The 12,281-nt window shown below is 61.9% G+C and carries 13 protein-coding genes; 2 read left to right on the top strand and 11 right to left on the bottom strand.

Annotated features, from left to right (window positions below):
* Positions 1-35 precede the first annotated feature (35 nt).
* Positions 36-1,289 (bottom strand): sarcosine oxidase subunit beta family protein, encoded by a 1,254-nt coding sequence (locus C5J26_RS00975; RefSeq protein ID WP_105400142.1) that lies wholly within the window; start codon positions 1,287-1,289, stop codon positions 36-38.
* A gap of 466 nt (positions 1,290-1,755) precedes the next feature.
* Between C5J26_RS00975 and rpsU the strand changes: the two genes are divergently transcribed.
* A complete protein-coding gene (gene rpsU, locus C5J26_RS00970) occupies positions 1,756-2,001 on the top strand; it encodes a 30S ribosomal protein S21 (RefSeq protein ID WP_037077280.1) in 246 nt (81 codons plus the stop codon).
* Between the two features lie 120 nt (positions 2,002-2,121).
* Positions 2,122-3,009, top strand: a complete 888-nt coding sequence (locus C5J26_RS00965; RefSeq protein WP_245441017.1) for a tetratricopeptide repeat protein — start codon at positions 2,122-2,124, stop codon at positions 3,007-3,009.
* Between the two features lie 38 nt (positions 3,010-3,047).
* Here C5J26_RS00965 and C5J26_RS00960 read toward each other — a convergent pair whose 3' ends face one another.
* From C5J26_RS00960 to C5J26_RS00915, 10 genes are all read right to left on the bottom strand, one after another.
* The gene (locus tag C5J26_RS00960; RefSeq protein ID WP_046604533.1) at positions 3,048-3,776 is read right to left on the bottom strand and encodes an esterase family protein; all 729 of its coding nucleotides are present in this window, start codon (positions 3,774-3,776) and stop codon (positions 3,048-3,050) included.
* Positions 3,773-4,738, bottom strand: coding sequence for an acetylxylan esterase (locus tag C5J26_RS00955; protein WP_105400140.1), 966 nt, complete (start codon positions 4,736-4,738; stop codon positions 3,773-3,775). Before C5J26_RS00955 ends, C5J26_RS00960 begins: the two co-directional genes overlap by 4 nt.
* A 26-nt stretch (positions 4,739-4,764) precedes the next feature.
* Positions 4,765-5,058, bottom strand: coding sequence for a type II toxin-antitoxin system RelE/ParE family toxin (locus tag C5J26_RS00950; RefSeq protein ID WP_046668267.1), 294 nt, complete (start codon positions 5,056-5,058; stop codon positions 4,765-4,767).
* Positions 5,051-5,389 (bottom strand): type II toxin-antitoxin system ParD family antitoxin, encoded by a 339-nt coding sequence (locus C5J26_RS00945; protein ID WP_105400139.1) that lies wholly within the window; start codon positions 5,387-5,389, stop codon positions 5,051-5,053. The genes C5J26_RS00950 and C5J26_RS00945 overlap by 8 nt, the downstream gene beginning before the upstream one ends.
* A 19-nt stretch (positions 5,390-5,408) precedes the next feature.
* Positions 5,409-6,809 (bottom strand): NAD(P)(+) transhydrogenase (Re/Si-specific) subunit beta, encoded by a 1,401-nt coding sequence (locus C5J26_RS00940; protein ID WP_046604530.1) that lies wholly within the window; start codon positions 6,807-6,809, stop codon positions 5,409-5,411.
* A gap of 13 nt (positions 6,810-6,822) precedes the next feature.
* Positions 6,823-7,221, bottom strand: a complete 399-nt coding sequence (locus C5J26_RS00935) for a proton-translocating transhydrogenase family protein (protein ID WP_105400138.1) — start codon at positions 7,219-7,221, stop codon at positions 6,823-6,825.
* Positions 7,221-8,504: a Re/Si-specific NAD(P)(+) transhydrogenase subunit alpha gene (locus tag C5J26_RS00930; protein ID WP_105400137.1), complete on the bottom strand. Its 1,284-nt coding sequence runs from the start codon at positions 8,502-8,504 to the stop codon at positions 7,221-7,223. The genes C5J26_RS00935 and C5J26_RS00930 overlap by 1 nt, the downstream gene beginning before the upstream one ends.
* Positions 8,505-8,590: 86 nt before the next feature.
* Positions 8,591-8,815, bottom strand: a complete 225-nt coding sequence (locus tag C5J26_RS00925) for an aa3-type cytochrome c oxidase subunit IV (RefSeq protein WP_046668269.1) — start codon at positions 8,813-8,815, stop codon at positions 8,591-8,593.
* Between the two features lie 190 nt (positions 8,816-9,005).
* Positions 9,006-9,764, bottom strand: coding sequence for a hypothetical protein (locus tag C5J26_RS00920; RefSeq protein ID WP_046668270.1), 759 nt, complete (start codon positions 9,762-9,764; stop codon positions 9,006-9,008).
* 169 nt (positions 9,765-9,933) lie between these two features.
* Positions 9,934-12,255 (bottom strand): bifunctional diguanylate cyclase/phosphodiesterase, encoded by a 2,322-nt coding sequence (locus tag C5J26_RS00915; RefSeq protein ID WP_245441015.1) that lies wholly within the window; start codon positions 12,253-12,255, stop codon positions 9,934-9,936.
* Positions 12,256-12,281 lie beyond the last annotated feature (26 nt).

Here is a 12,281-nt window from a genome sequence, read left to right as displayed (position 1 = left end):
TCCACCACTCGCAAACATGTCCAAAACCGCCAACATCAATGCGCCACCGCCGCGGCGGCCGCCTCGTCGATCAGCCGGCCGGTGCGGAACCTGTCGAGGTTCAGCCCCGCCGCCAACCGGTGCGGCTCGCCCTTGGCAATCAGATGCGCGAAGAGATTGGCCGAACCCGGCGTCGCCTTGAAGCCGCCGGTTCCCCAGCCGCAATTGACGAACAGGCCCGGCACCGGCGTGACGCCCTGGATCGGCGAGCGGTCCGGCGTGTTGTCGGTGATGCCGCCCCACTGGCGCATCATCTTCACCCGCCGGAACATCGGGAAGAGTTCGCAGATGGCGTCGAGCGTGTGGGTGATGATCTGCAGCCCGCCGGTCTGGGAATAGGAATTGTACTGGTCGGTGCCGGCGCCGATGACGAGTTCGCCCTTGTCCGACTGCGAGATATAGGCATGCACCGTGTTCGACATGACGACGCAGGGGAAGATCGGCTTCAGCGGCTCGGAGACCAGCGCCTGCAGCGGAGTTGAATGGAGCGGCACCCTGACGCCCGCCATCTCCATCACGACGGACGAATGCCCGGCGGCCGAGACGCCGATCTTCTTTGCCCCGATGAAACCCTTGCTCGTCTCTACGCCCAGGACGTCGCCGTTCGGGCCGCGCCGGATGCCGGTCACTTCGCAATTCTGGATGATGTGCACGCCGCGGTCGGACGCTGCACGCGCATAACCCCAGGCGACCGCATCGTGGCGGGCCGTGCCGCCGCGCCGCTGCAGGGCGGCGCCGTTGATCGGGTAACGCGCCGTCTTGGAAATATCGAGCGGCGGCACGAAGGCCTTGGCCTGCTCCGGCGTCAGCCATTCGTTGTCGATGCCGTAGAGCCGGTTGGCATTGATATGCCGCTTGAAACTCTGCATGTCATGGGTGTTGTGCGACAGCATCATCACGCCGCGCGGCGAATACATGACATTGTAGTTGAGATCCTGGCTCAGCCCCTCCCAGAGCTTCAGCGAATGCTCGTAGATGTCCATGCTCTCTTCATAGAGATAGTTGGAGCGGATGATCGTCGTGTTGCGGCCCGTATTGCCGCCGCCGAGCCAGCCCTTTTCGATCACCGCGACATTGGTGATGCCGTGTTCCTTGGCCAGGTAATAGGCAGCACCCAGGCCGTGCCCGCCGGCGCCGACGATGATCACGTCGTATGCGCTGCGCGGCTCCGGAGAGGCCCACTGCGCTTCCCAGCCCTTGTGGGCACGCATCGCCTCGCGGGCCACGGCGAAAACCGAATATCTGCGCATCTCGCCTCGAACTCCTCGGATCGTCAGCCCTCATCGCAGGGCCGGCATTTGGGTAGTGCCATACCCATCGCAAATCAATATGCGTCGCAATGGCTCTATTGCGACGCATTCGCCTTCTCCATCGACACGGGCAAGATCGTCCGCCGATTGGACGATATCCGACCGAGGTGCCGGACGCTCCGACACCCGGCCGAGATCTTGCGAAACCGGGCCAGATAACCATCGGATCGATCGCTTCCGGCCGGGGTCGCATTCGGATCATCGGCGGCGACAGGCTCTTCCCATTCCTGCCGCCCCGCAAAAGGCCGCAGAATTGGCGCAATCAACCTTAATGCGTCTGGACTTCGCACATCTCTTCTGCTATCTGCCGTCATCAATCGCACGGCTCCAGGCCGAGCGGACGTTATTCTTTCGCCTCGAATCGTACCGATCCAGGCGAGCAACAAACCAAAGGAACGGGATTCACGTGCAGGTACTAGTCCGCGACAACAACGTCGACCAGGCGCTCCGCGCTCTCAAGAAGAAGATGCAGCGCGAAGGCATTTTCCGTGAAATGAAGATGCGCGATTATTACGAGAAGCCGTCGCAGAAGCGCGCCCGTGAAAAGGCAGAGGCTGTTCGTCGCGTTCGCAAGCTGGCCCGTAAGCGCATGCAGCGCGAAGGCCTGATTGCAGCTCCGGCTCGCACGGTTCCAGCACGCCCGGCTCGTTGATCGGCCGTTTTTTGGACGTTTTCATGTGCTTTCAGGGCGGTGGCGACATGGGCGCCGCCGCTCTTTTGATTTGGTCCGAGACTTACAATGCCTTTGCCCCGACATGAGGAAATGCGCCTGATGGCCGCCAAAAATCCCGTTCTCTCTCGTGGAACCGAAATTTCCGGCCTCTTGAACCATGTTTCTCCCGTCCGCCGCAAGACAGCATTGCCTGCCGCGCTGATCGCCCTTCTGGCACTCGCCGGCTGCTCGACCACGACCTCGACCGACATGATCACCGTCGATCGCGCCCAGGGGTCCCAAGAGAACATCGCCTCGCTCTCTTCCGTCATCAGTTCCAGTCCGCAGGATCCGGAAGCCTACAATGTCCGTGGTACGGCCTATGGACGCGCCGGCGAGTTTTCGAAGGCGCTGGAGGACTTCAACCGCGCCATCCAGCTCAATCCGCAGTTCTACCAGGCCTATGCCAACCGGGCGCTGGTCTATCGCAACATGGGCAAGCCCGTCGAAGCGGCCAACGACTACAACCGCTCGCTGCAGATCAACCCGAACTACGACGTCGCCTATATCGGCCGCGGCAATATCTATCGCCAGGCCGGCCGTACCAACGAAGCCTTCAACGACTTCAACAAGGCGATCCAGCTGGAAACCACCGATGGCCGCGCCTGGCACAATCGCGGCCTGATCTACCAGGGGCGCGGCCAGCACGCCCAGGCGATCGACGATTTCTCCAAAGCCATCTCGCTGTCGGCGAATTCGCCGGAGCCCTATAACGGCCGCGGCATTTCCTATGTCGCCCTGAACGACGACGACAACGCGTTTGCCGACTTCAACCGCGCGATCGAGCTCAACGACAAGCTCGCCGAATCCTGGGCGAACCAGGCACTGGTCTATGAGCGCCGCGGCGACAAGGCGCGCGCCTACAAGTCCTATTCGCACGCCATGCGTCTCGATCCGAACTACAAGCCGGCCCAGGACGGCGCGACTCGCACCCGCGCCAGCACCTGATATCCCCGCCTTTCGGCCGAGCTGATTTCCGTCCTGCCTCAGATATAAAGTGCCGCCATCTTGCGCCAGGCACCGGCCCGGTGCGCGCGGCCATCCCAGACATGCATGCGATGCCCGACACCCTTTTCGGACAGAACCTGGCTGAGATGCTGGTTGTTGTCGAGGAAAGGATCGGCGTCACCGATCGTCAGCACGATCTCCACCTGCCGCAGCCTTTCGAGCTGCCATCCGCTGCTGATGCCGGGCAGGAAATGCGACGGGGTGTGGAAATAGACGGTATCGTCGTAATAGCCGTCCAGCAGGTCGCCGAACGCTTCGACCTTCAGCGTCAGGTCGTACCGCCCCGAAAACGCGACGAGCTTGCGGAACAGGTGCGGATGGCGAAAGGCGATGCTGGCCGCCTGGAAGGCACCAAGGCTGCAGCCCTGCACGATCGTGCAGTCATGTCCGTTTCGGGTCGCCATCAGCGGCAGAACCTCGTTGAGGATGTAATCCTCGAATGCCGCATGCCTGCGGATCCGCACCGAGGGATGCTGGTGTGCGTCGTAAAAGGTCTCAGCCGCCAGCCCGTCGACGCAATAGAGCTGCAACTGGCCGGCGCGCACCTTGTCGGCGAGGCTTCCGACGATGCCGAGCTCTTCATATTCCCAGAAACGCCCCTCGCGGGTCGGGAACATCAGCACCTTGGCGCCGGCATGACCGAACACCAGGAGTTCCATGTCTCGATGGAGCCGCTGGCTGTACCAGCGCAGATATTCGCGGTTCATGACACCTTGAAAAACTGTCCGACCCTCTCGCGAAGGGCCGCCTCTTGCAACATGCTACCAGGATAGTCGAAATGTCCGGCGTCCAGGATGAAGATTTCATTAAATTTTGATTTCGGAATTGCGTTGGCGACGGCGAACTGGCAGGGCGGCGCAACCGCCGGATCGAACAGCGCGACGCTCGTCAGCATCGGCACCGTGATGCGGCTCGCCGCCACCGCCGAATCATGCAGGCGCAGCGTCTTCAACGCGTTGCCGTATTTCGCCTGATAGGCCTGGACGGAGGCAGCACTGCCGATGCTTTTCAGCTTCAGCCGCAGCTCCTGATGCCCGAAGGTCGGCAGCGACAGATGCCCTCTATCGATCCGGTTGTCGAAGGGGATGGCAAGCCCGCCAATGCCCCCGCCGAAGCTGATGCCGCTATAGCCGATATGGCCGGAAAGCCAGGGGTAAAGGGCGATCAGCATGCTCGCCGCGACCCAAAGGTCGTCGACGCAGCCTCCGATGATGTAGCGGTCCGGCTTGTCGATATCGTGCAGCACATGCCAGTGGGAGTCCGGCGAGATCGGCGGCCGGGTACTGCGCGACATGCCGCGGAAGCAGGGAAACAGGACGGCGGTCTCCTCCACCGGAATATCGAGATCCGGCGCGTCGCGCCCGCCATATCCGTGGCCGACGACAAGCCCGCGCCTGATCTCTCCCTGCCGCGGCAAAAGAAGCCAGCCGCCGATCGGAAACCGACCGGTCGACATATAGGCGATGTCGAAGACATGCCATTTCGGATGGTCGAGCCCGCTCTTGCGCAGGCCCGGCTCCGGATCGATTGTCATCGCCCGCCGGTACCGATCCCTCCAGAACGTATCGAAACCCTCCGGCGCTTGCGGCGGCACCACGGCCTGAAGCTGCTTCAGCCCCATGCCGTAGGTGGGATCGAAATCGAAAGGGTGACTGGTGGGGATGGTCATGGGGCGTCTGTAAGATCCGAATATTGTTACGACTTGATGAGTCGAACCACGCTGCGAACGTGAACCACTGCAAGGATCAGGATGCCAGGAGCGTTAATTTCATAGAGAACGATATGACGCGCGTGAATGTGGCGGCGCACTGATTCGCCAAAATCGGGAACGGCCTTCCCCATGCGCGGATTCTCTGCAAGGAGTTCGAAGCAATGCGTCAGTTCATCAACGTAGTGCTGCGCCTGCAACACTCCAAATGTCTCAATCCCGTAGCGAATGATATCGACAATTTCTGATTCGGCTCTGGGCGTAAGCCGATACTCAGGCACGTCTAGCCTTCTTCGCCTCTACGAGCCGCTCTGCCTCGGCAAACAACTCGTCCATACTCCTCGTCCCAATGCCGCTCGCCTTAGAGGCTTTGATCAGGTGGCGCACCTCTTCAAGCGAAAGCTCTTCGCATTGCCGAACTCGCTCCTGTGTAACCAGTTCGCTCACATACTCAGCGGCATTAGCATATCCGCCGCTGCGGACTTGTTCATCGATCCAATCCTTGGCAGCGTCCGGAAGTGATATAGTTATGCTCGCCATCTTAGCCTCCTGCTCACTTCCAATGTCGCACGATCCGTCTTCACAAAAAAGCCCGGCGATGCCGGGCTTCATGTTCACCGTTCAACTGGCCTCAGTGCTTCATCGCCTTGACGATGTCCTCGGTCATCTTCTTGGCGTCGCCGAGCAGCATCATCGTCCCGTCCTTATAGAACAGCGTGTTGTCGATGCCGGCATAGCCAGAACCGAGCGAGCGCTTGACGAACAGGCAGGTCTTCGCCTTGTCGACGTCGAGGATCGGCATGCCGTAGATCGGCGAGGTCTTGTCGTCGCGGGCCGCCGGGTTGGTGACGTCGTTGGCGCCGATGACGTAAGCGACGTCGGCTTGCGCGAACTCCGCATTGATGTCTTCCAGCTCGAATACCTCGTCATAGGGCACGTTGGCTTCGGCGAGCAGCACGTTCATATGGCCGGGCATGCGGCCGGCGACCGGATGGATCGCGTACTTGACCTCGACGCCGTGGCTTTTCAGCGTATCGGCGAGTTCTCGCAGCGCATGCTGGGCCTGGGCGACGGCCATGCCGTAACCCGGCACGATGATCACCTTCTCGGCGTTCTGCATCAGGAAGGCCGCGTCGTCGGCCGAGCCCTGTTTCACCGTCCGCTGCACGCCGTCGTCGCCGGCAGCAGATGCCGTCTCGCCGCCAAAGCCGCCCAGGATGACCGAGATGAAGGACCGGTTCATCCCCTTGCACATGATGTAGGAGAGGATCGCACCCGAGGAGCCGACCAGCGCGCCGGTGATGATCAGCGCGAGGTTGCCGAGCGTGAACCCGATGCCGGCGGCCGCCCAGCCGGAATAGGAGTTCAGCATCGACACGACGACCGGCATGTCGGCGCCGCCGATCGGCACGATCAGCAGCACGCCGAGTGCCAAGGCCAGCACCACGACCAGCCAGAAGTCGAAATGGCTTTCGGTCTGCACCAGGCCGAAGACGAAGACGACGACCAGCACCAGCAGGCCGATATTGATGAAGTGCCGGTAGGGCAGCATGATCGGCTTGCCGGACATCCGCCCGTCGAGCTTCAGGAAAGCGATGACCGAGCCGGTAAAGGTGATCGCTCCGATCGCCGCGCCGAGCGCCAGTTCGATCAGCGCCTGACCGTGGATATGGCCGACCGCGCCGATGCCGAAGGAATCGGGCGCGTAAAGTGCCGCCGCCGCAACCATCACCGCGGCAAAACCGACCAGCGAATGGAAGCCGGCGACGAGCTGCGGCATCGCCGTCATCGGAATGGTGCGGGCGATATAGGCCCCTGCCCCGCCGCCGAGGCTGAGCGCCAGCACGATCAGGATAAAGCCGCCGAAGGTGGGCGTGGCGAGCAACAGGGTGGTGACGATGGCGATACCCATGCCGACCATGCCGTAGACATTGCCCTTGCGGCTGGTCGTCGGGTGGGAAAGGCCCCGGAGGGCCATGATGAACAGCACACCGGAGACGAGGTAAAGGAAAGCTGCGAGGCTCTGCGACATGGTATCCGAACCCTCAGCGATCTTTTTTCTTGTACATGGCGAGCATTCGGCTGGTCACCAGGAAGCCGCCGAAGATGTTCACCGAAACGAGCACCAGCGCGATAAAACCGAAGCCAGTCGCAAAGCCGCTCGCCGATACGCCGACCGCAAGCAGCGCGCCGACGACGATGACCGAGGAGATCGCGTTGGTAACCGCCATCAACGGCGTGTGCAGCGCCGGCGTCACCGACCAGACGACATAATAACCGACGAAGATCGACAGCACGAAGATCGCCAGCCGAAACACGAAGGGATCGATCGCCCCGCCGGTTGCGGCGCTCGCCGCTTCCGGTGCCTGGGCGGCGGCGCTCATCACGGCGGTCACGGCCTGGTCGAGCTGCTCCAGCGCCTTGTTCATTGCTTCACCGGCCATCACAGATCTCCATTGCTTGCGGCTTCATCTGCGACCGGCTTTTTGCGGGCGCGCACCGGCTTGGCAGCCGCCGGCTCCTCTATGGAGATTACGGCTGGAGCGGATGTCGCGGCTGAGGCAGCAACCGGCGTCTCGCCACCGGCAAGCGCAGCCGCGGCCGCCGCAAAATTCGGATGCACGACTTGGCCGCCATGGGTCAGCATGGTCGCCTTGACGAGCTCGTCCTCAAGATTGACGGCAAATTCCTTGGTGCCCTTGTCAACCATGGTCTCGATGAAGGCGAACAGGTTGCGGGCATAAAGCGCCGAAGCGGAGGCGGCGATGCGGCCGGCGACATTGGCGTAGCCGATCACGGCGACACCCTCGACATCGGCGACCTTGCCCTTTTCCGATCCTTCGATATTGCCGCCGCGTTCGACGGCGAGGTCGACCGCCACCGAACCCGGCTTCATCGACGCCAGCATGGCGCGCGTCACCAGCCTCGGGGCCGGACGGCCGGGAATGAGAGCCGTGGTGATGACGATGTCCTGCTTGGCGATATGCTCGGCAACCAATGCCGCCTGCTTTGCCTGATAGGCTTCCGACATCGGCTTGGCGTAACCGGCGGCGGTTTCGGCCGCCTTGAATTCCTCGTCCTCGACCGCGATGAACTTCGCGCCGAGCGAGGCGACCTGTTCCTTGGCCGCGGGGCGTACGTCGGTTGCCGATACCACGGCGCCGAGACGGCGGGCCGTGGCGATCGCCTGCAGGCCGGCAACACCGGCGCCCATGACGAAGACTTTTGCGGCGGGCACGGTGCCGGCGGCAGTCATCATCATCGGCATGGCGCGGCCGTATTCATGGGATGCGTCGATGACGGCGCGATATCCGGCAAGGTTCGCCTGGGAGGACAGCACGTCCATCGACTGGGCGCGGGTGATGCGCGGCATCAGTTCCATGGCAAACGTGGTGAGCCCGGCTTTCGCCATCCCGGCAAGGGCGGCCTCGTTGCCGTAGGGGTCCATGACAGCAAACACCACGGCGCCCGGCTTGTAGGACGTCATCTCCGCCGCCGTCGGCCGATTGACCCTCAGGATGATATCGGCCGAGCCGACCTCCCCGGCACCGGCAATGCGGGCACCGGTGGCTTCGAAATCCGCATCGCGAACACCGGAGGCAAGGCCGGCGCCGCTCTCGATCACGACCGAGAGCCCTAGCCCTGTCAGCCGCTTGACGCTCTCGGGCGAGGCGGCGACGCGCGGTTCGTCGGAACCTTCACGGCATACAAATACGATCTTCGGCAAAGACTGTCTCCTCCCAGTCGATATCGCAAGGCGGGCGAAAAGCTTCGCCCTTCCTCAAAGCCGGTGGCCGGGCTGGCCGAACCGGATCAACGCAGCAGGAAAACGCCGGCTATATTGAGAATGATGAAGACGAGAAGGCTGCCGATGAAGCCCGCTCCGCCGAAGAAACCGGCAGCCATGGCGATCATCAGAACGACGATGACCATCGTGCCCCATTTCGCACCCGCGATGAAGGCGTTGTAGGTCCTGTCGTGTTCCGCATAATCCATCGAAGCACCCGTTTCCACCGGCCCGCTATGGTGATTGTCCATCAGTCCCGTCTCCTTCATCAGCCGCACGCGCCCGCTCGATCGAAGCGTCGGCGCCTGCGGGGAAAACCCTTGTCGACATCCGGAATCATGCCTCGTTCGGCACGATGGAGGTCACTTCAGGCCTTACACAAAGCCATGGGAAAGCGCAATGCCGCCACAATGGCTTCCGGTACGCCCAGGCGTCGGCGCTTCAGGTCAGGTAGGACATTTCGGGGGAGTTCGGCCGGCCGGCGATGCGGGCCGTCGGCAGGATGGTGAGCGGCGCGGTGTCGAAATTCGAGGAGCGCGCAAACAGCAGGCGGCGTTCATAGGCCTCCGACTGAAACGCCGGGAAGCGCTTCATCATCTTGGAGCGCAATTCGCGGGTCTGCGATGCGAGCAGCATCAGATCGAAATCGTATTGCGGGATCCGCCGCGGCGGCACCACCGGCTGGGCATAGAAGAACCGGCGATAAAATGCCGCATGCGCCGGACGGATCGGCTGCAGCACGCGGTCCGCGTCGAAATAGATCGCCGCGACCGGCGTCAGCCGCACCGTCAGGTAAGGCATGGCCGAAAGTTCGCTGGCATATTCCGGAGCAATGGCGAAACGCGCCGAGTCGATCAATGTCATCCCGGCGTCCAGAAGGCCATTCACGGCCTCGGGGAAAATGCTGATCGACTGGCAGACCCTGTGTTCCGGCGTGACGTGGTGGAGGCGGATCGTGCTGACCAGTTCCTCGTCGTAATAGACGCCGAAGACATGCGCATTCTTGTCGAAGTCGATCTCATCGATGAGCTTGGTCGCAGCGACCGGCAGCACGTTGTGGGTCTTGTAGGCCCTGTATCGCAGCCGGGCGATATCCTCGAAATCTTCGTTGCTCTCGATACGCCGATATTCGACATGGTCGAGCGTGGAGAGAAGTTTTGCTGAAAAGTTTCCGTCAGAAAATGATTGGCCTAAGGGCATTGGGATTTGTTCCATGAGCTTTAACCATGGATTAACCCTAAAAGACCCATAGCCCGCAATGAATGGGCATCGAATTGAATAAAATTCTAAATGTTATGGTTAACAAACTGTTAACGACCGCTCGCCGGCGTCCCAAAACCGTTAACACTGTTCCAGTTTCAGGCGGGATTTAGCGCGCGGCGGCCCGAAGAGGCGAGGTCTGTGCATTTTTGGCACCACGCCGGATGGACGAAAGCTTGGGGCCAGGAGCAGCCTCGGCCGCCAGTTCGATGATCTTTTCGGAAGCGACCGGCACGGAAAACACGTAACCCTGGACCAGATCGGAGAACCGATGGCGGTTGATCAGCGCGAGCTGTTCCTTGGTCTCCACGCCTTCGACGACGATCTTGAGACCGAGTTCGCGAGACAAATGCACGATGCCGCGCAGGAGCTTCAGCTTGCGCTGGTCCTCGGCGATATTGCGGATGAACGCCCGGTCGATCTTGACCACGTCGAGCGGCAGGGAGTCGAGATAGCTGAGGCTCGAGAAGCCGGTGCCGAAATCGTCGATCGCGATCGTCACCCCGGTCACCCGGAACTGGTTGAGAATGGCGCTGACCGCCACCGGCTCGTCCATGAAGCAGCTTTCGGTGACCTCGAGATGCAGCCGCGACGGATCGAGCGAATAGCGCTTCAGCACGTCCGCCACATAACCGACGATGTCGTCGTTGCGCAGGTCCTGGATCGAGAGGTTGACGGAAACGGCCATTGGCTCCGGCCAGGTCGCGCAGTCGCGGCAGGCCTGGTCGAGCACGAGGTGAGTGATGTGCGAGACGAGCCCCATGTCCTCGGCCATGGGGATGAAGACGTTCGGCCCCACCATGCCGCGCTCCGGGTGGCGCCAGCGCACCAGCGCCTCGCTGCATTCGATGCCGGAACCGTCGGGACGATACATCGGCTGATAGACGACATGCAGGCCGTGGTTCTCGATCGCCTGGCGAAGGTCGACGCGGAGCTTCTGCTCGTCGATATACTGGGCGTCCATTTCCGAAAGGAACACTGTCAGCGTGCCGTTGCCGGTGGATTTCGCGTGGTTGAGTGCAAGGTCCGCCTTGATCTGCCAGTTTTCCATGTCGAAGTCCTGCGACGGCAGGATGACGCAGCCGCTGTTCATCGAAACGGGAAGACGAAGCCCGTCGACGTAATAGTCGCCCTGGATCTCGGCGTGGATGCGGCGGATCTGACGCTCCAGCTCGCAATCGTCGTCGCCGCCGGTCAGCAACACGACGAACTCGTCACCGACCAGGCGGCCCGCCAGCAGTCCGTCGCTCTTCAGTGCTGCAAGCCTTGCCGCGATCGCCGCAAGCAATCGGTCGCCGACCACGTGGCCGCGCAGGTCGTTGACATGCTTGAACCCGTCCACGTCGAACATCGCGAGCGCCGCCAGGGCTTCGCCCCGCCGTTTCAGCTTCTTTGTGGCAAGATCCGCGAAGTGGCCGCGGTTCGGCAGGCCGGTCAAGGCGTCGAACCGCACCATGTGCAGCACCTTTTCCTCGGCTGCGAGACGGGCGGTGACATCTTCGAAGATCAGCACGACACCGCCGTCGGTGCGCGGGCTGACCGAGAATTCGAGATGACGGTCGTCCTTGAACTTGAAGAGCGCGCGTTCGAGCGAGCCGTCGGCAAGTTTGGAAAGCTGGCGCAGGATGGTCTCGGGCGCATTCTCCGCATCCTCGCAGAGCACGGCGGCGAAATCGCGGTCCTTGAGATCGCTCTTCTTGTCGAGGCCGAGCAGATCGCGGGCGCGGCGGTTGATCACCTGAATCTTGCCTTCGCCGTCGAGCATCACCAGGCCGTGGGAAATGGTCTTCAAGGCGATATCGAAGCGGCCGGCGATGATCGCCATCTTCCGCGACGCGATGACGTTTTCATAAAGGAATTCGCGCACCCCGTTGGCCATCGACCTGGTGGTAAGGCCGAAGGGGATGAGCAGCAGCGACATCAGCGCCAGATGCAGATCCTCGGTAAAGAGGCAGGCGATCAGGATCGGACCGCAGCAGCCGAGCGTCTGGAGATCGACGGCGATGCGCGAGCCATAGTTGCGGCCGACGATCGACATCATCGAGCCGAGCGTCATGGCGATGCAGGTGAAGCCGACGAACGGGTTTTCCAGCACCAGCAGGGCATAGCCGCTGGCGATGCCGAGCAGGAAGGCCGCGAGGAACGCGCCGATCACATATTGCTGCTCCCAGGCGGCGATGCCGTCATAGGTCAGCGCCCCCTTGTCCACCTTGTCGAACCGCTGGAACCAGTACATGCGATAGGCAAAGACCGCCGCGAAGCCGCAGGCGAACAGGAGATAGAATTGCGCACCACTGTAATGGAAAACGAGCAGGCACCACAGGACGTGAACAACCACGCCGGTCCATAGTGTGCCGCGATTTCCAAATAGCGACGTGACGAACGACAGATACACATCCGTCGACAGCGTCTTCGCTTCTGTCTCTTTCATCGGGTTCATCCCTTGTCTTCCGGTCG

This window comes from Neorhizobium sp. T7_12 (genome assembly GCF_002968535.1).
GTDB lineage: Bacteria > Pseudomonadota > Alphaproteobacteria > Rhizobiales > Rhizobiaceae > Neorhizobium > Neorhizobium tomejilense.
Note: the sequence above shows the minus strand (reverse complement) of the source record. Positions and strands in the feature narration are given on the sequence as shown.